General features: G+C 38.4%; 21 protein-coding genes. All 21 read left to right on the top strand.

Going from position 1 to position 25,558, the window contains the following annotated elements:
- The first annotated feature begins 115 nt into the window (after positions 1-115).
- A complete protein-coding gene (gene glmS / locus BLR84_RS12855; RefSeq protein WP_090468502.1) occupies positions 116-1,954 on the top strand; it encodes a glutamine--fructose-6-phosphate transaminase (isomerizing) in 1,839 nt (612 codons plus the stop codon).
- Between the two features lie 635 nt (positions 1,955-2,589).
- Positions 2,590-3,252, top strand: a complete 663-nt coding sequence (locus BLR84_RS12850; protein WP_255366930.1) for a polysaccharide biosynthesis/export family protein — start codon at positions 2,590-2,592, stop codon at positions 3,250-3,252.
- Between the two features lie 39 nt (positions 3,253-3,291).
- Entirely contained in the window at positions 3,292-5,595 is a 2,304-nt protein-coding gene (locus BLR84_RS12845) for a GumC family protein (protein WP_090468498.1), read from the top strand.
- 278 nt (positions 5,596-5,873) lie between these two features.
- Entirely contained in the window at positions 5,874-6,419 is a 546-nt protein-coding gene (locus tag BLR84_RS12835; RefSeq protein ID WP_090468494.1) for a UpxY family transcription antiterminator, read from the top strand.
- The gene (locus BLR84_RS12830; RefSeq protein ID WP_090468493.1) at positions 6,406-7,695 is read left to right on the top strand and encodes a nucleotide sugar dehydrogenase; all 1,290 of its coding nucleotides are present in this window, start codon (positions 6,406-6,408) and stop codon (positions 7,693-7,695) included. The genes BLR84_RS12835 and BLR84_RS12830 overlap by 14 nt, the downstream gene beginning before the upstream one ends.
- Positions 7,696-7,705: 10 nt before the next feature.
- On the top strand, positions 7,706-9,145 hold the full coding sequence (locus tag BLR84_RS12825; RefSeq protein WP_090468491.1) for a lipopolysaccharide biosynthesis protein: 1,440 nt from the start codon (positions 7,706-7,708) through the stop codon (positions 9,143-9,145).
- A complete protein-coding gene (locus BLR84_RS12820; RefSeq protein ID WP_090468489.1) occupies positions 9,142-10,317 on the top strand; it encodes a DegT/DnrJ/EryC1/StrS family aminotransferase in 1,176 nt (391 codons plus the stop codon). The genes BLR84_RS12825 and BLR84_RS12820 overlap by 4 nt, the downstream gene beginning before the upstream one ends.
- Positions 10,314-11,174 (top strand): glycosyltransferase family 2 protein, encoded by an 861-nt coding sequence (locus BLR84_RS12815; protein WP_255366929.1) that lies wholly within the window; start codon positions 10,314-10,316, stop codon positions 11,172-11,174. The genes BLR84_RS12820 and BLR84_RS12815 overlap by 4 nt, the downstream gene beginning before the upstream one ends.
- Before the next feature lie 38 nt (positions 11,175-11,212).
- Positions 11,213-12,316, top strand: a complete 1,104-nt coding sequence (locus tag BLR84_RS12810; RefSeq protein WP_176852053.1) for a glycosyltransferase — start codon at positions 11,213-11,215, stop codon at positions 12,314-12,316.
- Positions 12,317-12,351: 35 nt separating this feature from the next.
- Positions 12,352-13,122 (top strand): DUF2334 domain-containing protein, encoded by a 771-nt coding sequence (locus BLR84_RS12805; RefSeq protein WP_090468484.1) that lies wholly within the window; start codon positions 12,352-12,354, stop codon positions 13,120-13,122.
- A gap of 20 nt (positions 13,123-13,142) precedes the next feature.
- Positions 13,143-14,405 carry a DegT/DnrJ/EryC1/StrS family aminotransferase gene (locus tag BLR84_RS12800; RefSeq protein ID WP_255366928.1) on the top strand — a complete coding sequence of 421 codons (1,263 nt, stop codon included), beginning with the start codon at positions 13,143-13,145 and terminating at the stop codon, positions 14,403-14,405.
- A 16-nt stretch (positions 14,406-14,421) separates the two neighbouring features.
- A complete protein-coding gene (locus BLR84_RS12795) occupies positions 14,422-15,018 on the top strand; it encodes a sugar transferase (RefSeq protein WP_090468483.1) in 597 nt (198 codons plus the stop codon).
- A gap of 8 nt (positions 15,019-15,026) precedes the next feature.
- Entirely contained in the window at positions 15,027-16,301 is a 1,275-nt protein-coding gene (locus BLR84_RS12790; RefSeq protein ID WP_090468481.1) for an O-antigen ligase family protein, read from the top strand.
- Positions 16,301-17,362, top strand: coding sequence for a glycosyltransferase (locus BLR84_RS12785; protein ID WP_090468479.1), 1,062 nt, complete (start codon positions 16,301-16,303; stop codon positions 17,360-17,362). The genes BLR84_RS12790 and BLR84_RS12785 overlap by 1 nt, the downstream gene beginning before the upstream one ends.
- A 17-nt stretch (positions 17,363-17,379) precedes the next feature.
- Complete coding sequence (gene asnB, locus BLR84_RS12780) at positions 17,380-19,221, top strand: asparagine synthase (glutamine-hydrolyzing) (protein WP_090468477.1); 1,842 nt, start codon at positions 17,380-17,382, stop codon at positions 19,219-19,221.
- Positions 19,222-19,244: 23 nt separating this feature from the next.
- Complete coding sequence (locus tag BLR84_RS12775; RefSeq protein WP_176852052.1) at positions 19,245-19,976, top strand: hypothetical protein; 732 nt, start codon at positions 19,245-19,247, stop codon at positions 19,974-19,976.
- A complete protein-coding gene (locus tag BLR84_RS12770; RefSeq protein ID WP_090468473.1) occupies positions 19,973-20,878 on the top strand; it encodes a glucosamine inositolphosphorylceramide transferase family protein in 906 nt (301 codons plus the stop codon). Before BLR84_RS12775 ends, BLR84_RS12770 begins: the two co-directional genes overlap by 4 nt.
- A gap of 10 nt (positions 20,879-20,888) precedes the next feature.
- The gene (locus tag BLR84_RS12765; RefSeq protein WP_176852051.1) at positions 20,889-21,977 is read left to right on the top strand and encodes a glycosyltransferase; all 1,089 of its coding nucleotides are present in this window, start codon (positions 20,889-20,891) and stop codon (positions 21,975-21,977) included.
- 37 nt (positions 21,978-22,014) lie between these two features.
- On the top strand, positions 22,015-22,467 hold the full coding sequence (locus BLR84_RS12760) for a hypothetical protein (protein WP_090468469.1): 453 nt from the start codon (positions 22,015-22,017) through the stop codon (positions 22,465-22,467).
- Positions 22,468-22,754: 287 nt separating this feature from the next.
- Positions 22,755-23,852, top strand: a complete 1,098-nt coding sequence (locus BLR84_RS12755; RefSeq protein ID WP_090468466.1) for an NAD-dependent epimerase — start codon at positions 22,755-22,757, stop codon at positions 23,850-23,852.
- Positions 23,853-24,043: 191 nt separating this feature from the next.
- The gene (locus BLR84_RS12750) at positions 24,044-25,462 is read left to right on the top strand and encodes a pectate lyase family protein (RefSeq protein ID WP_143013894.1); all 1,419 of its coding nucleotides are present in this window, start codon (positions 24,044-24,046) and stop codon (positions 25,460-25,462) included.
- Positions 25,463-25,558: the final 96 nt, after the last annotated feature.

Raw genomic sequence — 25,558 nt, 5'->3', positions numbered from 1 at the left:
CAAGATTAAAAGTAGTGTGATCAATCTCATTATTAATAGTGATAAATATCACGACAAAGCTCATAAAAGGTAGGGATATTTAATTTTTTTTAACAATAAAAAACAACCAACCCTTATGTGTGGAATTGTAGGTTATATCGGGTTCCGTGAAGCATGGCCCATTGTAATTAAAGGTTTAAAAAGATTAGAATACCGCGGTTATGATAGCGCAGGTATTTCCATTATAAATGATAATGGATTTAGTATTTACAAGAAAGCAGGGAAAGTGGCTTTTTTGGAGGATTTTACAAGAAACCAGGATAGGAGCGGAAGGGTAGCCATGGGGCATACCCGATGGGCAACACATGGAGAACCTTCGGACATTAATTCACATCCACATAGTTCTAATGATAAACGTTTATATATTATTCACAACGGGATAATTGAAAATTATGCCACGCTTAAAGAAGAACTACTTAATCGTGGTCATCAGTTCGAAAGTGATACAGATACAGAAGTGTTGATCCACTTGATAGAAGAGATACAAGGAATCGAACAAATAGATCTGTTAGAAGCTGTTCGCCTGGCTTTGAATACTGTAATCGGTGCATATGCTATAGTAATTATGGATAGGGAAAACCCCGATCAGTTAATTGCCGCCAGAAAAGGTAGTCCGCTGGTTATCGGTATAGGTGAGGGAGAATACTTTATTGCATCAGATGCAACTCCTATTGTAGAATACATTAAGAATGTTATTTATTTAAAAGATAATGAAATAGCATTGATAAAACGGGATGCTTTACTGGTTAAGCGCCTGGACAATGTAATTCAGACCCCGTTGGTTCAGGAGTTGGAGTTAAAACTGGAGGAGCTTGAAAAAGGCGGCTTCGATCATTTTATGTTAAAGGAAATATACGAACAACCACGATCTATAAGAGATTGTATGCGCGGTCGTATTAATGCCGAGGAAGGTAAAATAGAATTAGGGGGTATTAAAGAATATGCGGATAAGCTAAAAAATATTGAACGCATCATCATCATAGCGTGCGGTACATCCTGGCATGCAGGTTTAACCGGTGAATATTTGATAGAGGAATATGCCCGTATACCAGTTGAGGTAGAGTATGCTTCTGAATTTAGATATCGTAACCCTATTATTACTGAAAAAGACATTGTAATAGCGATATCACAATCAGGCGAGACTGCCGATACCATGGCTGCTATCGAAATAGCAAAAGAAAAAGGGGCAACAATTTTTGGAATTTGTAATGTAGTAGGTTCATCTATACCACGTATTACGCATGCTGGTGTTTATACGCATGCCGGCCCTGAAATAGGAGTGGCCTCAACGAAGGCCTTTACTGCACAGGTAACGGTTTTAACTTTACTGGCCTTTTATATCGCACAACAGAAGGGTACGCTAACTGTATCAAAACTAACCAGTCTTTTAACAGAATTGGATAGCATTCCCGATAAAATACAAACGGTTTTGGCTACTAATAATTTGATTAAGAATATAGCTGCTAAAATTAAAGATTCAAGAAATTGCCTGTTCCTGGGAAGAGGTAGTGGTTTTCCTGTTGCTTTGGAAGGCGCTTTAAAATTAAAAGAGATCTCTTATATTCATGCGGAGGGTTATCCGGCTGCTGAAATGAAACACGGGCCGATTGCATTAATTGATAAAGAGATGCCTGTTGTTGTAATTGCGACTAAAAACTCATCCTACGAGAAAGTGATTAGCAATATACAAGAAGTTAAAGCGCGTAAAGGGATCGTTATTGCTATCGTAACAGCCGGGGATAAAGAAATTGGAAAAATGGTTGATTACTGTATTGAAATACCTGACGCAGACGAAGCCTTTTTACCTCTTTTGGCTATTATTCCCTTACAGTTACTTGCTTATCATGTTGCGGTAATGCGGGGCTGCAATGTAGATCAACCTCGTAATCTGGCTAAATCTGTTACGGTGGAATGAGTTACATCATCTAATAAAATAGTTAAAAGCACCATCCCTATAGTTTATCAACTAATCTCACAAATACCACGTTAAATGCTAAGAATATATTTATTCTTAGCATTTTTTTTAACAGCTATTTCCTTTCCAAAAATGCGCATGGCACAATCTTTAAAACAAGGTTTTCTGTGCCATTTATTTGAATATATAACTCATTGTGCAGTTGCCAATTCACCAATTTAGTTTGCCGTTATTTTGAAATAATTCGATTCTATTATGATGGATTATTTAACTATTTTTTATTAAATAAAAAAGCTTTGCTAAAAGCCCGTATTTATAAAAATAATCGCCGTAAATTATTCAAGATCTGCCGTAGCTTTTTTACAACAGTTTTACATGTTCTGTAAACTTCATCAAGTATATTTTTACATTTTGTGTGAAAATATACACTTTGTTTACAATTGAAATTCAATCATAAAAATCATGCACTATATTGTTTTTCAAATAGATACATTTGATATGTAAATCAAACCAAGATAAACAAACGCTCATACTTATCACTCATGACTATAAAAGTACTATCACGAATATGCGTCTTATTGGTTTTTGTAATAAGCGCCTGTGCACCCCGAAGAGACCTGGTTTATTTTAGTAATATGGCCAATGCCACAATTACAAAAGATGAACAAAACAACGATATCGTTATCCGTCTGAATGACATTGTTAGTGTCACAATGAACAGTTCAAACCCCGAATCTAACACCCTGTTTGCCGGTAACAAAAACGACCCTTCAAATGCATCATTAAAAGGCTACAGGGTTAGTAAGAATGGCACGATACACTTACCATTAATAGGCGATTATAAGATAGAAGGCTTAACCGTTGAAGAAGCTGAAAAAGGCATCGCCTCTGCATTAGTTAAGTATGTGAAAAATCCGGAAATAGAGGTTCAGATCACTAATTTCAAAATTACTGTAATAGGTGAAGTGAATAAACCCTCCACATTTACCATAACTGATGAAAAAGTAAACCTCCTGGAGGCGCTTGGAATGGCGGGAGATATGACCGTATATGGTAAACGGGATAATGTATTGATCATTCGTAATGAAGATGGTCATAAGGTTATGAAAAGACTTAACCTGAATCAGCAGGAAACCATGAATTCACCATACTTCAATCTCCGGCAGAATGATGTTGTATATGTTGAACCCGATCGGTCAAAAGCTGTAGAATTTAGTACCAATACCCGGATAATGCCTATGATCATAGCTTCTATATCAGCTGCTGCTGTTTTGGTTGCTGTATTGCTAAAGAGGTAGAATCATTATAACTATTGCCCATATTAAAAATCTTAGATTATGGCTTCAAATTTCAGTTCAAAATCAGCTGTACGTCCCGATAATTTCAGGGAAAAGCTTATGCCATATTCAAAACGATGGTATTTATTTTTGATCACATTGAGTATAAGTATGGCTGTGGTGTGGTTTTATCTGGACTATGCAACGCCTTTATATAAAATAAGCAGCACCTTATTAATACCTGATGATAAAAAAGGAGACGGCATCCTAAAAGCCACAGCCTTTAGCGATCTTAATATGTTTCAGGAACCCAAAACTGTAGATAATGAAATGGAGATTTTAAGATCCAAAGATTTGATCTATAAAGCACTAAAAGACCTTAATCTGGATATATCTTATTTCTATTCACAGGGGTTCAAAACCCGTGAACTTTATGCAGATGAATTACCGTTTAAAATTTCTGTTAAAAAGCTAAACAATGGCGCTTACCTTAAAAAACTCCAAATAAAAGGTATATCAGATCATACTTTCCTGTTACAAGAAGGTATTGTAGGATGGGTATATCGTTATGGTCAACAGATACAGCATTCCGATTTTGTATTTAAAGTAGATAAAGGCCCGGCGTTTTTAAGCACATATGGGCCAGTACAAATACAGTTTAAGGATTTATATAAACTGGCTGCCACTTATAGCGCGGGAAAACTAAACGTAAATCCGGTAGTAAAGGAATCAAATACAGTTATTTTAAGCCTTACTGATCCTGTACCTTCCAGGGGGGTGGATATACTCACCAAGCTTATTAATACCTATAACACCGAAAACGTTGAGAAAAAAAATGTAATAGCCGTAAATACCATTTTATTTATTGATAAACGGCTTAAGGATATGGAGCAGGATCTTTCTAATGCAGAAGGAGGAATAGAGGTTTATAAGCAACAAAATGAGGCGGCCGATGCAAGTACCGGCGCTCAGCTCAACTTAACAAAATCCGCAGAATATAACCAATTACTCGAGGCATCAGATGTGCAGCTTGGTATAGTTCGGTCTATTGAAAGATATTTAGATAAATCAGCCAATCAATTTAATGTCGTTCCAAGCACTATGGGATTAAAGGATCCTGTGCTTAATACTTTAATCAGCCGATTTAACGACTTGCAGCTGGAACGAAACAGGATGCTGAGTAGTGCTAATTTAAGTAACCCCCTTGTTGAAAACTTGAGTGACCAGATAACCGACCTTCGGTTAAAGATCAAAGAAAACCTTATAAATATTAAACAGGGATTTATTATTGAGCATGATCATCTGAAAGTGAATTCAGCTCATTACGATTCCAGGGTTCGTTCAGTACCGGCGTTGGAACGCGGGCTTCTACAGCGTAGCCGCGAGCAAAGTGTTAAAACAACCTTGTATCAGTATTTATTGCAGAAACGCGAAGAAACAGCCTTGTCTTTATCGGCAACTATCCCAACTTCACAGGTTATTGATAAGCCGGCGTATGACTCTGTTCCTGAGTATCCTAAATCCTCTTTACTGTACCTGTGCGGGGGGATTGTTGGCTTACTATTACCAGCTTTGCTTATTTACGCACAGCAACTGTTGAATATAAAGGTTAAAGACCCCTCAAGTTTAAGTTATATATCGGGTGTTCGGGTTTTGGGAGAATTAAATCATCACGAAGTTGAAAATCAAATAGTCATACAAAAGGGTGAGCATTCAACTATTTCCGAATTGTTCAGGTATATACGTACAAATCTGGGTGTATTAAATCCAGATGTGCCCAATCAGGTTATGCTGGTGACTTCCTGTATGAAAGGGGAGGGTAAAACATTTTTTAGCATTAACCTGGGGTTAACGCTTGCGCTACTCAATAAACGGGTATTGATGCTTGAGTTTGATTTACGCAAGCCAGATCTGTTGCAAAAAATGAATATGCTTCAGCAAAAAGGTATCACTGATTATCTGCAGGGGGATACCGACAACTTGCATGATTGTATCCAACAGTATCCTAATGCTGATAATTTATATGTAATGGGCTGTGGTTCTTTACCACAGGATCCTGCAGAATTGCTCATGAACGACCGCATGGATATGCTTTTTGATTGGGCAAAAGAAAGATTTGATTATTTAATTATAGATACATCGCCGGTTGGTGCTGTTGCAGATGCTTTTAGTTTAGCGCAATATGCCGATCTGAGTGTTTACCTGGTTCGTTATAACTATACAAACACGCACCAGTTAGATATTCTGAGGGATGTTTATGATAATGGAAAATTTAAAAACCTGATGGTGGTTTTTAATGATGCTAAAAAGGAGAACCGCCAGGCTTATGCTTATGGTTATGCTGCTGAAAAAGGCAGTAAGTAAACAATTATTGCCTGGTATCTAATTCAAATTTAATATTTAAAAAGAAGGGCTATGTAAGTGGTATGGCGAAGCTATACCAAGCCGGCATCGCTGCCATATGATTGGGTGAAATAGAGATTACATTCTTTAATCCACCTGATGTTAGAAAACGCTTTACCATGATTGGCCTTAGCCAACGACCTAAATAAATAGCAATCAGTTTTACCAATGGCATCATGTAAGTGATATGGCGAAGCTATTGAACCTCCCGAAACTCCGGTTATTTTCAAATCAGATATATGAATCCGAAACAGTTAAATGAAAAAAAATGGCTGGTTATTTATACCCGGCCACGATGGGAAAAAAAGGTCGACATGTTACTACAGCGACAGGGCATAGAATCCTATTGCCCCTTAAAGCAAGTTCAAAATCAATGGGCTGACCGCAAAAAGGAGGTGAGCCTGCCATTGTTTAGCTCCTATGTTTTTGTTAGGGTTAATCTCCGTGAAGAAGGGTTAGTACTTTACTGCTTAGGTGTTATGGGATATGTTTATTATATGCAGCACCCCGCGGTTGTGAGTGATACGGTAATTGAAGAAATCAAAAGAAACTTAGCAATCTACAGGGATGTTGAGGTTATTAACCTTCAAAGCATATCCATAGGCGACCGCGTGTTGGTAAAGCAAGGCGCATTTGTTAACCAACCGGGCCAGGTTGTTCAGATACAAGGCAAAAATGTACTTATGGTTTTTGACAACATTCATTGCGCATTGGTAACCCGCATACCCTTCCAGCATATCGCTATACAAAACTTAAATCAGGATAAAAAAAATGCTACGAAATAGTAAAATAGGAATTATAGGCCTTGGATACGTTGGCCTTCCCTTAGCAGTGGAGTTTGCTAAACAATACAAGGTGTTTGGTTATGATATTAATTCCCGGCGAATCGATCAGCTTAAAGAAGGGCTGGATCATACCATGGAGATTAGCGAAAAAAAATTAAACGCTGTAATTACGCTGGAATGTACAACCCCAAAAGGTTTGTATTGCACCAGTGAAATTGAAAAGCTGAGAGCTTGCTCTATTTACATTGTAACCGTGCCTACTCCGGTTGATAAAAATAACAGACCCGATCTGAGTCCGCTGATCAATGCCAGTTTATTGATCGGTAAGATACTTAAGAAAGGTGATATTGTTATTTATGAGTCAACAGTTTATCCGGGTGTTACCGAAGACGAATGTGTGCCGGTACTTGAAAAAACTTCAAAGCTCCGTTATAATATTGACTTTTTTGCCGGCTACTCGCCCGAACGGATTAACCCGGGGGATAAACTTCATACCGTAGCCAACATTCGTAAAATTACGTCAGGCTCCAATGCCAAAACCGCGGAAATTGTAGATGCGCTTTATAGTTCTGTTATTTCTGCAGGTACGTTTAAAGCCGACTCCATTAAAGTAGCGGAAGCTGCAAAAGTTATTGAAAATGCACAACGCGATATCAATATCGCTTTTGTCAATGAACTGGCTATGATCTTTAACAAACTGGGAATTGATACACACAAAGTACTTGAAGCTGCCGGTACCAAATGGAATTTTCTAAATTTTCGTCCCGGATTAGTTGGCGGGCATTGCATAGGCGTTGATCCTTATTATTTGGCACAAAAAGCCCAGGAAGTGGGTTATCACCCCGAAATAATACTGGCGGGCCGCCGCATAAACGATTCAATGGGAGCTTATGTTGCTGATCAGTTCATAAAAAAAATGATCTGCAAAGGCACTTCGCTTACCACCGCGCGAGTACTTGTACTGGGTTTTACGTTTAAAGAAAATTGCCCCGATGTTCGTAACACTCGTGTAATTGATATTGTACGTCGGCTGGAAGAATATAAGGTTAAGGTACATATTCATGATCCTTGGGCTAATGCCGATCAGGCAAAACGCGCTTACGGAATTCTATGCGAGAACGGCGAATCAAAAAAACGTAAATACGACGGTGTTTTGCTGGCGGTTGCCCACGAAGAGTTTAAGACGATGGACATCAAGGCACTTTGCAAGCCGGATGCCGTTATGTATGATCTGAAAGCGTTTTTACCCGATAGCGTAGTTAACGCCCGCCTTTAGCCTACCAAGCATGAGTTTTAAAGAAAAGGCCGTTTCCGGTGTGCTATGGTCTTTATGGCAGCAAGTAAGCGGTAAACTGGTAGGTTTTTGCATTTCTATTTTCCTTGCACGGATACTTGATCCCGCACAGTTTGGGTTGATTGCCATGTTATCCCTTTTTATAGCTGTAGGAAATACTTTGTTAGACGGAGGTTTAACCGCTTCACTCATTAGAACAACTGACGCGGATCAACGGGACCTGTCGACCATATTTTATTTTAACCTGGCTGGAAGTATTATGCTATATGGCATACTTTTCTTAGGAGCGCCATTTATTGCATTATTTTATAAACAGCATCTTTTAATACCCATTGTTCGTGTGTACGGGTTGATCCTGATCCTCAATGCTTTTTTTGGGGTACAAAGTACACTGCTGATTAAAGAGTTGAAATTCAGGAAACAAACCAACATTCAGGTGCCCGCAGCTATTGGTGGTGGCATACTGGGTATAGTGTTAGCTAAAATGGGTTATGGGGTTTGGAGTTTGGTTTGGATGGGTTTGTGTACTTCGTTCTTATCAACGGCCATGCATTGGATCTATTCAAAATGGCGACCGGCGCTCTTATTTGATAAAGCGTGTTTTAAAAAGCATTTCAATTTTGGTTACAAAATGACCCTCTCGGGAATATTAGATACGATTTATCAAAATATATACCTGATCATTATCGGAAGATATTTCTCGGCAGTCCAGTTAGGGTTTTATTCCCGCGCCGAGTCCATCAGTCAGTTACCAATCGGTAATATATCGGCAGCAGTTAATAAGGTAGCCTATCCCATGTTTGCGGAAATATCTAATGATGTTGTACAGTTAAAAAATGTATATAAAAGGCTTATGCAGCAGGTGCTTTTCTGGAATGCACCGGTACTTATCTTTTTATGTGTTGTAGCCGAGCCTCTATTTCGGTTTTTGTTAACTGATAAATGGCTGCCTTCTGTGCCCTATTTTCAGATTCTTTGTATCAGTGGTATCATGTACCCTTTACATGCTTACAATCTGAATGTTTTAAAAGTGATGGGTAAAAGCGCCCTATTTCTGAAGCTGGAGATTGTTAAAAAAGTACTCAGTGTCATCGGCATTTTATCGTTCATCTCTTTCGGTATCTATGGATTGCTCTACTTTCAGCTGTTTTTCAACTTTGTTGCCTATTACATTAACTCTATATATAGTGGCAAATTGATCCACTACCCGGTTAAAGAGCAAATTGAAGATATTTTGCCCATTCTGATACTGGCCGGTAGTATAGGAGTTGCCTGCTACTTTTTGGATATGTTACTCATTCGCCTATTTGCCCCAGACCTAGTGCGCATTGCAATAATCGGTATAGGTTATGCCATTTTTTACTATGGCTTTAGCTTGCTCATCAAAATATCGGCAATGAAAGATTTTAAACAATTAATCCTGAAAAAATGATACCAGTAACCAAACCTTTTTTGCCCTCCGAGAAAGAATTTAAAGTTTACGTGAAAAGTATTTGGGAGCGGCAATGGCTCACCAATAACGGCCCGCTTGTAAATACGCTGGAACTAAAACTGAAAGAGTATCTGGGGTTAGATCACATGCTTTATGTATCAAACGGCACTATGGCATTGCAACTTGCCATAAAAGCACTTAACTTAACAGGTGAGATCATTACAACACCTTTTTCTTTTGTAGCCACAACCAGCACGATAGTATGGCAAGGATGTAGGCCTGTATTTGTAGACATTGATGCAAATACATTCAACATTGATCCCACTAAAATTGAGGCTGCTATAACGCCAAACACCTCAGCTATATTGGCTACACATGTTTACGGCAACGCTTGCGATATAGATGCTATACAACAAATTGCTGATAGACACGGGTTGAAAGTAATTTATGATGCGGCACATTGTTTTGGTACCCGATACAAAAACAGGTCAATATTTGAATATGGAGATATAAGCACAACAAGCTTTCATTCTACCAAGTTATTCCATACCATTGAAGGAGGGGCCGTATTTACCAGGCAACCCGATCTGTTAAAAAAGATGGCACTCATGCGCAATTTTGGATATTCTGGGGTAGATGAATTTGCTGAACTGGGTATCAATGCTAAAAACTGTGAATTTCATGCAGCAATGGGCTTATGTAATTTGCCGCATATTGATGAGATACTTAAAAAAAGGAAGTACTTGTCCACACATTATAAACTTCGCTTAAACAGACTTGACGTACAGTTTCAACAATTGGATAATGCGGAGGATTATAACTATGCTTATTTCCCTCTACTTTTCAAGAGCGAGGATTTAATGAAGGAATGTAAGGCTAAGTTGGAGCTGGCACAAGTATATTGCCGGCGCTATTTTTACCCCTCCTTATCCGCATTACCTTATGTTGAAAATGTGGAAATGCCGGTTTGCGATTCTATTGCCAGCAGGATCATGTGCCTGCCTATGTACCATACTTTAACCTTATCTGATTTAGATCTTATTTGTCGCTTGTTGTTAAGAATCCAGAACAATGAAAGCAGTGAAGCGGTATCGAAGAGTTTCGGAGCCCTGATTGCCGATCAGATCGAATCTGAAATTAATATCCAAACGGTTAAAGAAAATGGGGCATGATGAACAAGCAGAATCCAATGGTAAGCATTTGCTGCATTACCTATAATCATGAAAAATTTATCGCCCATGCTATAGAAAGTTTTATAATGCAGCAAGCCAATTTTGAATTTGAGATAGTAGTAGGTAATGATTGTTCTACCGATGGAACTGCAAAAGTTGTAGAATCATTTTTGAATAAATATCCTGTTAAGATCAGGCTGGTTTCTACAAAAAAAAATGTAGGCGCTCACCACAACCTCATCAATACCCTTAAAGCATGTCAGGGGAAATATATTGCCCTTTGTGAGGGTGATGATTATTGGACTGACTCTTATAAATTACAAAAACAGGTCGATTTTCTGGAGAAGAATGCGGAGTATATTATCTGTTGCCATTATACTCGTGTAATTGACGAAGGCAACAACACTTTATATGTTAATCCTAAACCAGTGCCTCTGATACACACCTATCATGACTTACTTGAAGGGAGGCAGGAGGAAACCAAAACTGCGACAGTGTTGTACCGTAATGTAGCTGAGGTACATCAATTATTCAACAGGCCCTGGTTTTTTAAATGTTATGCCGGCGATAAAATGTTCAAACTTTTTGCTACTCATTATACCGGGCGCAAAATTTATGTAATGCCCGAGGTAATGAGCTGCTACCGTAATCATACCGGTGGCGTGTGGAGCATGATCAAGGCGAGCGACCGAATGGAAAGGATGATCAGTGATTTTAATCTGATCATTACCCACTTCAGCTACCCGGCCTTACAAAAAAAGAAACTTTTATGGTTATATATTCAGCGGTATCTGTTATTTGAGTTGGGGCAGTTTAAAGTTAGGAAAGCCTATAACACCGTGAAATTTTTGCTTTAAATCAATCCGCTTTTATTTTCATGGAAACACCATCTGTATTGCCACAAAAACAACGGTTATTTTTTGTGATACCTTCTTTAATGAGCGGTGGAGCCGAACGGGTGCTCATTGCTTTAGCCAATTATTTTGATCAAAAAAACTGTACCTCAGTAATCGTCGCGTTGAATCAGGGTGATCCTGCTTATAGCATCAACGAAGGGGTTAAGGTTATTTACCTGCTTGATAGAAAAAGTGATAAACTCTGGTTCAGGTTGAGTTATATGTGGCTTATGCTTTATAAACTCTTAAAGCTTTTGAGGAAAGAAAAACCAAATTGTGTTTTGTCTTTTATCACCTCGGCAAATATCTGGACAGGCGTTACTTGTAGCGTTTTACATATTCCTTTCATTGTTTCAGAACGGACAGCGCCTAAACGCAGTATCAATCAGTTTAGAAACTGGGTTAAACTATTAGTTGCTTTATTATACAAAAAATCAAAGGGGGTTGTGGTGGGGGCCCAAGGTGTTGAGGATAGCCTTCGCGAAAACAAAGCTTTTAAAAGCCTCCGCAATGTTTACAAAATAACCAATGCTGTACCAATATTTAATGCGATATCTGGCCAAATGGTACATCATCGCCGGTTTATACTAGGGGTGGGACGCCTGGAGTATGTAAAAGGTTTCGACATGCTTATAACCGCTTTTAGCAATGCCCAGATAAGTGATATTGATCTTGTTATAGTGGGTGACGGTCAGGAGAAGGGCAATTTAATGCATCAGATTAATGATTTAGGATTAAAAGACAGAGTTTTCCTTGTTGGTTCTAAAACTAATCTTCAGGACTATTATAGTCAGGCGAAGTTGTTTGTGCTACCCTCCAGAAACGAAGGCTACCCCAATGCATTGATTGAAGCTATGAGTTTTGGATGTCCGTGTATTGCTATGGATTGCGAATTTGGTCCCTCAGAAATTATCAATAATGGGCAAAATGGCCTTTTAGTTCAGGCAGCCAATACTTCAGATCTTGCAAATGCCATCAATCAATTAATGAATAATCCGCAGCTAAAGGATGATCTGGGTGTACAAGCCTTGAATATTAATAATACCAATAACGCTGATCAAATTTTTAAACAATGGGAGAGCTTGCTGTTAACCCATGTTTAATAAAATAAGTAGTTCGAGTAGATAACCAAGACTTTATGGTACAATACTTAATACGGTTGGATGACTTGTGTCCAACCAATAACCTGAAAAAGTGGGAAAGGTTCTTTAATCTTTTTGACCTTTACGATATAAAACCCATCATTGCGGTTATACCTAATAATCATGACCCCAAGCTAAGTGTATGTGGCCAGTTTAACCCATATTACTGGCCACTTGTTCGTCACCTTCAAAAAAAAGGCTATGTTATCGGAATGCACGGTTTTGAACATCTTTATCAAAACAATAATTCGGGTTTGTTCCGGATCAATGGCCGTTCAGAATTTGCAGGTTTACCTCTATATATTCAGGAACAAAAGGTAAAAGCTGCAGTTGCAATATTTAACCGCGAAGGGGTTCATACTCCGCTTTTTATAGCTCCAGCGCATACGTTTGACCGTAATACACTTAAAGCACTTAGCAAGCACTCTGAAGTATTGATCATTAGCGACGGCTTATTACGGTCGCCCTATATTAGGTTAGGCTTTGGTTGGGTACCCGTGCAGCTCTCAGAGGTCTGCCTCAAAACAAAGCACACCTGGACATTTAACTATCATCCGGAAACATGTACTGATGAGGCTTTTGAAAGACTCGAAAAGTTTATTGCCGAAAATTATCAGCACTTCGTATCCCTGTCGCAATTGACCTTTAGGGATTACTCCTGGAAAGATTGTATTAAAGAATATTACCTTATTTATCACAGGGTAATACTGGACTTTTTAAAAAAGCAGGTTTACCGTTTTCGATACGCTAAGCCGGCAAGATCCTGATAAGCTTAATCATTATACATATGAACATGATCATACCGTTTTCCCCGCCTTTTATTGACGATGAAGTAGTTGAAGAGGTGTTACATACACTCTATTCAAAATGGATCACTACTGGGCCCAAAGTGGCAGCTTTAGAGCAGGAGATTGTCAAACTAACCTCATGTGCATCGGCCATTTGTGTTAACTCCTGGACATCAGGTGCTATATTGATGTTAAAATGGTTCGGCATTAAAGAAGGAGATGAAGTTATTGTGCCGGCATATACGTATAGCGCAACAGCGCTTTGTGTTTTACATTGTGGCGCAACTCCTGTGATGATTGATGTCGACGAAGACTTTTGTATATCTGTTGAGGCAATTCGCAAAGCTATTACTTCAAAAACAAAAGCTATTATAGCTGTAGATATTGCCGGTTGGCCATGTGATTATGATGCGCTTAATGCCCTGATCAATGAGCCTGAAATTGCCGCCTTGTTCAACGCTACATCTGTTAAACAAGGCTTGTTGAACCGTATTTTAATGATCAGCGACGCTGCACACTCGCTCGGGTCCAGATATGGCGGTGAGGCTGCGGCAAAAAGAAGCGACGTAACGATATTCTCATTTCATGCGGTTAAAAACATTACCACAGCTGAAGGGGGATGCATATGTTTGAATCTGCCTGAGCAGTTTGATATCACTGCAGAATCCAGGTACCTTAAAATGTACACGCTAAATGGACAAACCAAAGATGCTTTTTCCAAAGCACAGGGTAGCGGATGGCGGTATGATATTCTTTTTCAGGGGCTTAAAATTAATATGCCAGATATTTGTGCTGCAGTAGGATTAGCTCAGATCAGGAAATATGAAACCGAGTTATTACCGTTGCGCAAGCAAATAGCTTTACTATACAGTGAAAGGTTTAAGCAACATGATTGGGCTATTCTACCTCCTTTAATGGATGAAAAACGTGAATCCAGTTATCATTTGTACCCTTTGCGGATCAAAAATATAACGGAGGCACAACGCGACCTGATCATAGATGATATTGTAATTACAGGAGTTTCTGTAAACGTGCATTTTATACCTATGCCTATGCTTACTTACTTTAAAAGCCTGGGTTATCAGATGAAAGATTATCCGATTGCTTACCATCAATATGCCTGTGAAATTTCACTGCCTATATATCCTCAGTTAACAGCCGAAGAAATAGCCTATGTTATATCTTCAGTTATTAGCGCCGTTGAAAAACAACTTGATGTTGTTACTGAATCAAGCACAAGTAATACTGTTGTAAACGTGTAATTGTAAGTTTAAAACCATGGTTTTGAAAAGGGTATTTGATGTGTTTTTTGCCCTAATAGGCGTTATTGTTTTATTACCCTTATTCGTCATCATAGCAATCTCCGTCAGCATAAACTCAAGAGGGGGAATATTTTATATTCAACATCGGGTTGGAAGGAATGGAGTTGATTTTAAGCTGTTAAAATTCAGAACGATGTATGTCAATGCAGATAAAGCCGGACTTTTAACTATTGGACATCATGATTATCGCATTACGACAGCCGGTTACTGGTTACGTAAATATAAGCTTGATGAATTGCCGCAGTTATTCAACGTTTTTATTGGCGATATGAGCTTTGTGGGGCCGCGTCCAGAGGTAAGGAAATACGTGGAAATATACTCTCCAAAGCAGCAGAGAGTATTGAGCGTAAAACCAGGTATAACGGATAAGGCCTCTATTATGTACTTTAATGAGAATGAGCTTTTGGCAGCCGCCCATGAGCCCGAACAATTCTACATTAATGAGATCATACCATCAAAGATCCAATACAATCTGGATTATATTGATAAACACAATTTGTGGCTTGATATTAAAATTATTTGGCAAACCTTAAAAAAGGTTGCCAATAAATAACACGGTATATGTTAGTTAAAAGGTTAATTGTTTTTAGCGTAGTGCTAACCTATCTGTATACACTTGTCTTTGGCATTTTTATGACAGATATTTTTAGGGTACCAGCCCCGGTAGTTTTGGGGATACTGCTGTTGCCTTTTATAAAAGCACCTGTTCAGCATTTTGCCTATTATAAAGAATGCATATTTATTATTATAGCGTTGTTTTTATACTATATAGTTGGCATGGCAGATTATAAGGCATTTTTTGCCAATGTTATCACCATAATAACCTGCGCGTTTTACTTTAATCATTTTGTAGGTTTAAATAAACGACGTTTTAATATATCGGTGGTCATCATATTCCTGTTACTATCACTATCTATGCTCTTGATGATTCTTGATCATACACAGCAAGGCATTATTGATCCCCTAAGATCAACTATGCTTGGTGAACCTGTTAAACAAAGCCCTTCGGGCCTTGCTACAACCCAATTTACCTTTGGCTATCAAATAGCAACCTTTACAGCTTTTGCTTTTGTAGCTACGTTCACGTTCAGGCTGCACGCGATAATTAAGGTTATAGTTTTTTTTGCATGTATAGTATGCCTTTATCTGGGGATGAACCGGTCGGCATTTATCAGCTTTGCCGTTGCTGTTGTGATATTTATATTCATTTATTACAAGTTTAAGGCTGTGTTATTGCTGGCAGCGGCCACCATCATTTGTTTTCTGAGTTATACTTATTTGTTAAAAGATACCCTGGATAGTAAAAACAATATTCTTTCAAAAAACGAAGCTAAAGGGGCCAATGATTTTAATCGGGCAAACATGGCTGAAGAAAATTTGAAGATATGTGCCGATTATCCCTTTGGCCTCATATTTTATGGTAAAACCTGGGAAGATGTAACCTACCGTAACCCCTTATTCACTTTTGGCCTGACCTCACATAACGCTTATCTCATGTTTATAACTTATTTAGGTCCTTTTTTAGGTTTGGGATTGTTAGGGGCTATTTATTATAGGATTACACGACTGTCCCGAGAAATTATGCAACATGTAAAATTAAGGTCCAATGCTTTAATGCCAGCCTTGTGTTTTTCATTTATCGCTGTATCACTAAATGCGTTATCTCATAACGGGTGGTTGATGAGTGCTGATGGCCCAACCCTGTTTTTGTATTTCGGTGTAATGCAGGGAGCAAAGATTTACGCGCAGCAACAAAATAGTACGGAATCATCAGAGATGCTTGAATCCTCGGAAAATTCGGCAGCACAAGACCGACTGCAAACACTTGTTTTATAATGAAGAAAAAGATATTCCTGATCGTCGGATCGCTTGGTGCCGGCGGATCCGAAAGGGTTTACTGGCTGCTTTCTCAATATTTTAATAAGGAAGCATATTCCGTGTCTGTTGTGTTTTTAAATGCTCAGGAGCAGTGTTTTCCCACCAATATTGAGGGTGTTGAGTTTATCGATCTTAAAACGATAAAAGCTTCCAGATCATTCTTTAAACTATACAAGCTTTTAAAAGATGCCAAGCCTTTTGCTGTTTTTTCTACTAATGATCATATTAACATTTTAACTGCCATGGTTGCTTGCTTTTTGAAGGTACCTAACCTAATAGCCAGGGCATCAAACAATCCGCAGCAGATGAAACAATTTTATGGTTTTAAAGCTCGATTTTATAATTTATTTACCCGGTTTTTATCCTTCCGGTTTAATTTTATTGTTTGTCAGTCGGTTGAAATGCAACAGTCAATCTCCAAATTATATGGTATTAGCTTGAATAAGTTAAAGGTTATTTCCAACCCGGTTTTGTATACATCTGCAATAAAAAAACAATCATATAACGCAGTACAAAAGAAATTAATAATAGTGGCTCGTTTAAACAGGGAGAAAGGTTTATTTCGGCTGCTCGAGGTTATGGAGGAGTTACCAGAAAACTATGTTTTAACCATTGCGGGAGACGGACCTTTAATGGGAGATCTGAAAGACCGCGTTCGTTTACGAAAACTGGATAACCGGGTTACTTTTTTAGGAGAAGTTAAAGAAGTTTCAACCCTGATTTCAGCTCATGATCTTTTTGTGTTGTGCTCATTTACGGAAGGGTTTCCGAACGTTATTCTGGAGGCGCTGGCCTCTGGAGTTCCGGTGGTGACTTTTAGAGTAGGCGGAATCGATGAAATGATTTCCGAAGGTTTTAACGGTTTTGTTGCCGAGCAAGCCAATTTAATACAATTAAAAGAACTGATCATAAGAGCATGTTCCCAGTCGTGGCCGCATGAAAAAATTAAAGCGGACACTTATTGCAAATTCTCCCTTGATAAAATAGGACAGGCTTATGAAAGCCTCTTGCAAAATTAATATTAAAATCAATTGATATGTGTGGAATATACGGCTCTACTGTTTACTATAATGATGAGATCATTCGGGCAAAGCTGGCACGAGTGCAATTTCGTGGACCCGATTATTCTGGTTTTGAGCGTGTAGAATCCGTAATATTAGGACATAACAGGCTGGCAATTGTAGATCTGGACCCGCGCTCAAATCAACCATTTACTTATGAACATTTGAAGGTTGTTTTTAATGGTGAATTATATAATTATAAACAATTACGATCTGAATTAAAATCAAAAGGACATAAATTTAAAACAGACTCAGATACAGAGGTACTTGCTGCTTCATACCTTGAGTACGGCATACATTGTGTAGATCATTTTAATGGGATGTTTGCTTTTGTAATTTACGATACTAAACAACAGCTGTTTTTTGGAGCGAGGGACCGGCTTGGCAAAAAACCTTTTTATTATGCCCATAAAGGCTTAGACTTTGAATTTGCCAGTCAAGCTGCACAAATTACTATTGCCAGGCAGGCAGATCTGGATTTGCAGGCCATTAACGAATATTTTATATGGGGGTATATACCCGAGCCCCGCACAGCCTGGCAAGGAATTAAGAAACTTGAGGCAGGAAATATTTTCATTTTTGAACTTAGCTCAGGTCAGTTTAAAACAAAAAAATACTGGGATCTTGATCCCGTGGGTTTAAGCATCTATAAAGGAAGCTATGCTCAAGCTAAATCCGAACTAAAAAAGCTATTGAAAGATGCGGTTAGCATACGGATGCATGCTGACGTAAATCTTGGTGTTTTTCTTTCCGGAGGAGTCGACTCATCGTTGGTGGCCGCGCTTGCTGCTGAAAGTACAAAACAGATCAAGACATTTTGCGTCAGGTTTAATGAAAAGGGGTTTGATGAAAGTGTCTTTGCCGGGAATATTGCCAAATACCTCAAAACGGATCATCATGAGATCGAATGTGACGAGGAAGAAGGTATCGCACTAATTGGAGAACTTGGAACATATTATGATGAACCATTTGCTGATTCAAGTGCAATTCCAACTTTGTTGCTCAGTAAATACACCAAAAAGCATGTAACGGTAGCACTGAGTGGCGATGGAGGTGACGAAAGTTTTATGGGTTACTCCCGGTATAAATGGTTAAATATGGCTAATCAGTTTTTTAATTGTCCGCTGGTATTGCGCAAGATTATGGGGGGGCTGGTAAAGTTATCACCTGACTATCGGCATAAACTTATTGCAATGGGTATAAGTACAGCAACAATTGATTTGCTATATGCGCTCATGCTTGGTGGGTTAGAGTATTCATGGCTTCAACAACCCCAGGCTGGCTTAAATGTGCCTTTTATGGATATATTATCAACAGAATCAGGAAGTTTTTTACAAAAAATGTCGGCTTTTGATATCAAGACTTATTTAAACGGTGATATCAATACGAAGGTAGACCGCGCTTCGATGGCCTTTGCGGTAGAAGCGCGGGCACCACTAATGGATCACCGGGTAGTAACATTTGCGCAACAACTCCCAGATAATTATAAATATGGTGGTGGAATACAAAAGCGAATACTAAAAGATATTTTATATCAATATGTACCGGCCCATTTATTTGATAGGCCTAAATCGGGTTTTACCATGCCTTTTAGTTATTGGTTCAGGCATCAGCTTAAGGATTATGTACTTGACCAGCTTTCATTGCGCGACCTTAAAAATATACCTGGTATTGAGGCAAAAACTGCATCAGACATGATTAATGATCATATGATCGGTAAATGGAATCGTGCACCCCAAATTTGGAAGCTGCTGGTACTCAAACAGTGGTTAGAAAATCAAAAAATAAACAGTTTGCCAGTATATCAAACAGTTTAAGCGCTGTTAATGCTAAATATTTTATGATCGAGATCAAAACCCAGGCTTTTCGCCTGATGCCTGTTCGTGTAATTTGGTTTGCAGGCAGGCCCCAAATATGGCGATGCCTTTTTAGCTATTACAAACAAAGCTCCTATAACAAAACGGTTTCAGGATATTGCCAGGAAGCATTTTATACCAAAATCATCGATATAAGTACTCCGGTGGCTGCTTTTGAATCAGGCTTTGACCAAAAAACCATTTATGAGATCAGGCGGGCTATTAAAGATGGTGTAGCAACAACTACTGAAACGGATTTTACCCGATTTATTAATTTTTATAATTTATTTTCCAAAACCAAAGGTTTGCCAAAACTCAAGACGAATTTTAGTAATTACAAATCACATACCGTTATTACCAAAGCTGTTTACAATCAACAAGATATTGTTATGCATGCTTATGTTGTTGATAATGAACAGAAAAGGGTGAGGTTGTTGTATTCGGCCTCGCTTTTTAGGAATGAGGAAGCACCCCAGCTTAAAGCGACTATAGGCAGAGCAAATCGCTTATTACACTTTAAAGATATGTGCTTATTTAAGGAACGCGGATTTGAAGTTTATGATTTAGGAGGTTACGCGGCGAATACGAATAACGCAGCACTACAAAGAATAAATCAGTTTAAAGACAGTTTTGGAGGAGAGTTGATACAGGAAAGTGATTATTTGCCCTTACCCACATTGATTTTATCTTTTTTCAATAAAATGTTCGGATCATGAGTTTGGCCATAAAACTTCAAATGGTTTTTGATAAGCTATTTATGAGTGATAAGTGGAATATCGGATATATTAATCAAAGTCCTGAAAGTCTGATTAGTTCCCAAAAGTTAAATGGCAAAATAAACTGGTTTCGTGAAGACAGCGTTGATTATGCGGCCGATCCCTTTATTGTCCATATAAATGGGAATTATCATATTTTTTATGAAGAGTTAAACTTCTTAAAGGGTAAAGGCGAAATAATGGTTACCAATGGATTAAGCTTTAAAGACAAAAAGAAGGTAGAAATTTTAACCAACCAATCTATACACCTCTCTTATCCTTATCTGTTTACTGAAAAAAACAAGTTTTACTGTATCCCTGAAACCTCTGCAATTAAACAGGTAGTATTATATCAGATTGACACTGATAATTTACAGAAATTTAAAAAAGTGCGGACCCTTTTAGAAGGAGATGATTTTGTAGATAGTTCTGTTATAAAGTATAATGATAAATATTGGTTGTTTACCAGTGTATCTGGAAAACCAGGTGCATTGTATATATATTATTCAGATACCCTTCTCGGCACATTTAAGGCACATAGCTTAAACCCAATTGTAGTTGAAAATCACGTTAGCCGGTCAGCTGGGAGGTTATTTATTGTTGATCAAAAATTATATATGCCAAGTCAGAATCCCGGAAAGTGTTATGGTGGTTCAATCATGATCAATGAAATTATTCATATTAACGAAACTGAATTTCAATATCGAACTGTTTTTGAGTTGTTGCCACAACCTCCTTATAGCATCGGTTTGCATACTATCAATTTCGCCAAAGGTTTGCTGGTTGTTGATGGTAAACGCAATAGGTTTAGTGTGTTTACTCCAATAAAAAAAATCGTTAGAAAGATCAGAAGTCATGTCTAATCTTGGTAAAATGCCCGTAATCAATCAAAATGTACTTTTTGTTTCCATGACCAATGCGGCCAACGGGGCCGAAAATGTATTGTTTATGGCCGCAAGCGCTATAGGGGCACCGATGATGTTTGCAAAAAAAGTAAACTCGGGTGGTTTAGATATTCCGAAAGAACAATCATCGTATTATGCAAGCACCAACAGCATGTTTATGGGTTTTTTAAAACTTATAAAATTACTTAAACCCTACCGAAAAGATTTTATTCTTATCAGCACCCACCCTTACTTAAATGCCTATTTGGGTTTTTTAAAAAGGGTTGGTTATATAAAATCTCAGCTTATTGTGCGCGAGTGTACCTCTGTATTTACCAGGTTTACCGGCTTAAAAAAAATGAGTTACAAGCTGGCTTATTATTTAGGGTATCCTGGTGTAGATCTTGTGGTTTGTCAGACAAGTCTGATGCGCTATCAATTTCTACAACATATAAATTTTATACCAAACCAAAAGATAATAGTACAAGGGAACCCTATAAACTTAAAACTAATTAATACTAAGGCAAAATTGCCCTTAGATGACCCGGATACAATCGGAGACTTTATCTGCGCCGCGGGACGACTGATCCCTGAAAAAGGATTTTCGGTTTTAATACATGCCTTTAGCTATATCGAAAAGCAATACCCAACTTTAAAGTTGCTGATATTGGGTGAGGGGGGTAAAAGGGTTGAGCTATTTAGGCTAATTGAAACCCTGGGACTTACAGACCGCGTCATACTAAAAGGCAGGATCGATAATCCTATGCCTTATTTTAAGCGGGCAAGAATATGTGTACTATCATCCATTAAAGAAGGGTTTCCGAATGTACTGTTGGAAATGATGTCTGTAAATCCCTCAGTGGTTGCTACCCTCTGTGCCGGTGGAATAGAAGCAATACCCGGAGTTTTGAAAGTAAAACCAGATAGCGTTAATGAATTGGTGATCGGTATTGAAAAAGCGCTTGACAAAAGTATTGGAAGCCCAAGCTCAGTAATTAAGCAATATCTGCATAACAGGACACCTGAAATATTTATTAACTCCTTATTAAAAAGCCTGCCTGCTGTAAACAACCTTTAAACTAGGGGGATATTGTTACACTTTAAATTTAAATCTCATGAGACGTAAACTAAAACTTCTTGAAAAAATAGTGCCTTTAGTTATATTAATTGGCGTATTTGTCTTTTTTAATGGTTGTAAAAAATCATTGGAAAATCCGGTACCTGCTAAAGTAAAAACACCCGTAGAGATAAGAGCTGGTTTATTTGCCATCGATTTTGACGGTTTAAGGTCTGATGGAGGGTATGCCTGGAAAATTGGGTATGTAATTGAAGGAGGGGATTCAAACGAGGCGCCATCGGCATCACTTCTCCGGATTTTTGAAAATGGTGTAGAATTACATCCACCTCATTCTACACATCAGGATATCCGTGATTTTGGAAAAGGTCGTTTTAGCCACTGGGGTACAACACTTTATTTCTCTACCTCTGATAATACAGATCCGGTTGCTAATGGCCGCGAATACGCTTATACCTTAGATGGTTCAGGGTACCCTGCAGCAAAAAATTGATACTATACCTGCTTATTATTCTCTAAGTGGGTTTGCATGGTTTACACAATTTATGGTTAATATTTATTATTTAATTGATAATCAATAAATTATATTGATTATCTGCAAAATAATGTAAACCCATTATTTTGTCAAGTTTTCTATGGAACAAAAGCTTCGACGACTATACTACTACGATTACCACCTACTAATATGCATTACAAGTACCCATACTTGTTTAATATAAACTTCCCTGTTTCCCCTTTATTCTAAAGGGCCATTAATTTATCTTTTAAACTTAAAATCTTATGAAAATTTTAGTTACCGGCACTGCCGGTTTCATTGGCTATCATTTGGCTAAACGCCTGTTAGATAGGGGCGATACAGTAGTCGGTATCGATAATTTAAATGATTATTATGATGTCAACCTAAAATATGCACGGCTTAAGGAAACCGGTATTAGCATATCTGGATTGGAATATGCAAAACCTGTTTGTAGTGTGAATTACCCTAACTATACGTTTATTAAACTTGATCTGTTAGATAAAGAGCAGCTGGAGGCCTGTTTTAAAACATATCAATTTGATGCGGTATGTAACCTGGCAGCACAGGCGGGTGTACGCTATAGCTTAACAAATCCCGAGGTTTATATAGATTCTAATATCAAAGGGTTCCTGAATATTTTAGAGTGCTGCCGACATTTTAAGGTAGGGCATTTGGCTTATGCCAGTTCTTCCAGCGTTTACGGATTGAACAAGAAAATGCCCTTCAATGAACATGATATAGCCGACCATCCTGTTTCGTTATACGCTGCTTCGAAAAAAGCCAATGAAATGATGGCGCACACTTATAGCCATCTGTTTAATTTACGTACTACGGGACTCCGTTTTTTTACTGTTTATGGGCCATGGGGCCGACCGGATATGGCGCTGTTCATTTTTGCAAAAGCTATGTTAGAAGGTAAGCCTATCGAGGTTTTCAATAATGGGGATATGAAACGTGATTTTACCTATATTGATGATATTGTTGATGGTATTGTACATGTAATTGATGCACCCGCAGAAAGCAATCCCAATTGGGATGCCCAAAAACCAGATCCGGCTACTTCAAAAGCTCCTTACCGGATCTTTAATATTGGTGGTGGTGCCCCAGTTAGTTTGCTTGATTTTGTAAACGAAATAGAAAAACAAATTCACCGTACGGCAAAAAAAATATTTTTACCAATGCAGGAGGGGGATGTGGCCGAAACATGTGCTGATGTATCCAATTTAAAAGGAGTTTTAAACTACAAGCCCTTAACCACGGTACACGTTGGGATTTCTAGGTTTATTGCCTGGTACAAGGCCTTTTATAAACCGAATAAACAGAATTTAGAACCCGTTTCTGCAACAATAGATACGCTGTAATGTCATTTTAATGTCATGAAATGTGTAGTTTTATACAGAAGGTTTACAATTATATTATACACATTATTAATGTTATAGCTGTAACGGAGCCTTTTTTGAACCCATTTTGATTTAAGTCTATTTTCCATGTGATTTTTATTGGCAATTTTTCAAACACACCCCCGTTTGATGGCCTAATTAAAAAAACACATATGGAAAGAAAAACAACACCTTTTAAAAAAGTGGTCACGGCAGGTTTTATGCTCGGTACAATTATCCTGTTGGGTAGTTGCCAAAAAAGCGGGGATTCTCCCGGACTCGCATCTAACAATGCCGCACAAACAACGGTTTCAGAAACAACGGCTACTACAAGTGCGGTAGGAACAAGCACCAGTTTGGCTGTAGATTTAACGGGATTAAAGTCAGATGGTGGTTATTCCTACAAGATAGGCTATCCGCTTAGTAAATCCGGAGACTCTAATACGCAACCTACAGTATCAACCATGCGTCTTTTTGAGAACGGAGTCGAGTTGAAACCTCCGCATTCTGTTCATCAGGACATTCGCGATTATGGTAAAGGGCGTTTTAGTCACTGGGGTACAGAGCTGATGTTTTCGGCTTCTGACAATACCAATCCCGCGACTAATGGCCGAAAGTATACGTACACGCTGGATGGATCTACAGGTACTGTAACAACAGGAACGTCTACTGCTTCTTCGTCAACCTCATCTACAACTACAACCGGACTTATTGGGTACGCCATGTATAACGGAACAACAACTGGTGGTGCAGGTGGCACATCGGTTACAGTAAGTTCACTTGAGGCTTTAAGAAGTGCTGTAAAAGGTAATGCTCCGAAAATTGTTTACATCAGCGGAGCAATTAAGAGTACCGGTGATGACTTGGTTTATGTAGGTTCAAATACATCGATAATTGGTAAACCAAGCGCTTCTGTAGAGGGGCTTACACTTTTTATGGAAACAGTTAGCAATATTATTGTTCAGGATTTACGCCTGAAGAATTATGTTTATGACGCTGGTGTTCAGATCAAATACTCCTCTCATCATATTTGGGTAGATCATTGCGAATTCTCATGCGATCGTACAAAATGGGGTTACTGGGGTAAGGATATTGCCATTACAAGGGAGTCTGACTTTATAACGGTATCATGGTGTAAATTTCATGACAATAACTTATCAGTACTTATTAGCGGGGGCATAGTGGGGCATGAATCTGATCAAGGAAAACTCCACATCACTATGCATCACAATTACTGGTATAACGTTAGTGAAAGAGAGCCAACAATGAACTATGGTCGGGTACACCTTTTCAATAACTATCATTTGAATAACGCAAGTTATTCTATATCGGCCAGAGCTGGTGGTATTGTCAGAACCGACAACGATTATTTTGCAAACGGTCACAAACCTATTACTACTAATTTGGATGGCGACCCTCCAGGTTATATCAGTGGCGCAAATACGGATATCTTTGTTAACTGCGGTGCTAATGATATAACAACAGCGGTATCAACATGGGTGCCTGAGTATACCTATAAACAATACCTGAATGCGGCTGCCGATGTACCTGCACTTGTGGTACAGGGTACAGGACCAAGAGCAATTCATTAATTTTTTTTATAAAACTTAATACCCCTTTAACAGCCCAATTGTATGAAACAATTGGGCTGTTAAAATTTAATATTATCAACCAAGCCTTTAACTGTA

This window comes from Mucilaginibacter sp. OK268 (assembly GCF_900103125.1).
Taxonomy (GTDB): domain Bacteria; phylum Bacteroidota; class Bacteroidia; order Sphingobacteriales; family Sphingobacteriaceae; genus Mucilaginibacter.
The sequence above is the reverse complement of the archived record's forward strand: the minus strand, read 5'-3'. Positions and strand labels throughout refer to the sequence as shown.

What these genes read in the sequence shown, in the direction of transcription:
- glmS (WP_090468502.1), top strand. Translation starts at nt 116, where the DNA reads ATGTGTGGAATTGTAGGTTATATCGGGTTCCGTGAAGCATGGCCCATT.
- BLR84_RS12850 (WP_255366930.1), top strand. Translation starts at nt 2,590, where the DNA reads ATGGCCAATGCCACAATTACAAAAGATGAACAAAACAACGATATCGTT.
- BLR84_RS12845 (WP_090468498.1), top strand. Translation starts at nt 3,292, where the DNA reads ATGGCTTCAAATTTCAGTTCAAAATCAGCTGTACGTCCCGATAATTTC.
- BLR84_RS12835 (WP_090468494.1), top strand. Translation starts at nt 5,874, where the DNA reads ATGAATCCGAAACAGTTAAATGAAAAAAAATGGCTGGTTATTTATACC.
- BLR84_RS12830 (WP_090468493.1), top strand. Translation starts at nt 6,406, where the DNA reads ATGCTACGAAATAGTAAAATAGGAATTATAGGCCTTGGATACGTTGGC.
- BLR84_RS12825 (WP_090468491.1), top strand. Translation starts at nt 7,706, where the DNA reads ATGAGTTTTAAAGAAAAGGCCGTTTCCGGTGTGCTATGGTCTTTATGG.
- BLR84_RS12820 (WP_090468489.1), top strand. Translation starts at nt 9,142, where the DNA reads ATGATACCAGTAACCAAACCTTTTTTGCCCTCCGAGAAAGAATTTAAA.
- BLR84_RS12815 (WP_255366929.1), top strand. Translation starts at nt 10,314, where the DNA reads ATGATGAACAAGCAGAATCCAATGGTAAGCATTTGCTGCATTACCTAT.
- BLR84_RS12805 (WP_090468484.1), top strand. Translation starts at nt 12,352, where the DNA reads ATGGTACAATACTTAATACGGTTGGATGACTTGTGTCCAACCAATAAC.
- BLR84_RS12800 (WP_255366928.1), top strand. Translation starts at nt 13,143, where the DNA reads ATGAACATGATCATACCGTTTTCCCCGCCTTTTATTGACGATGAAGTA.
- BLR84_RS12795 (WP_090468483.1), top strand. Translation starts at nt 14,422, where the DNA reads ATGGTTTTGAAAAGGGTATTTGATGTGTTTTTTGCCCTAATAGGCGTT.
- BLR84_RS12790 (WP_090468481.1), top strand. Translation starts at nt 15,027, where the DNA reads ATGTTAGTTAAAAGGTTAATTGTTTTTAGCGTAGTGCTAACCTATCTG.
- BLR84_RS12785 (WP_090468479.1), top strand. Translation starts at nt 16,301, where the DNA reads ATGAAGAAAAAGATATTCCTGATCGTCGGATCGCTTGGTGCCGGCGGA.
- asnB (WP_090468477.1), top strand. Translation starts at nt 17,380, where the DNA reads ATGTGTGGAATATACGGCTCTACTGTTTACTATAATGATGAGATCATT.
- BLR84_RS12775 (WP_176852052.1), top strand. Translation starts at nt 19,245, where the DNA reads ATGATCGAGATCAAAACCCAGGCTTTTCGCCTGATGCCTGTTCGTGTA.
- BLR84_RS12770 (WP_090468473.1), top strand. Translation starts at nt 19,973, where the DNA reads ATGAGTTTGGCCATAAAACTTCAAATGGTTTTTGATAAGCTATTTATG.
- BLR84_RS12765 (WP_176852051.1), top strand. Translation starts at nt 20,889, where the DNA reads ATGCCCGTAATCAATCAAAATGTACTTTTTGTTTCCATGACCAATGCG.
- BLR84_RS12760 (WP_090468469.1), top strand. Translation starts at nt 22,015, where the DNA reads ATGAGACGTAAACTAAAACTTCTTGAAAAAATAGTGCCTTTAGTTATA.
- BLR84_RS12755 (WP_090468466.1), top strand. Translation starts at nt 22,755, where the DNA reads ATGAAAATTTTAGTTACCGGCACTGCCGGTTTCATTGGCTATCATTTG.
- BLR84_RS12750 (WP_143013894.1), top strand. Translation starts at nt 24,044, where the DNA reads ATGGAAAGAAAAACAACACCTTTTAAAAAAGTGGTCACGGCAGGTTTT.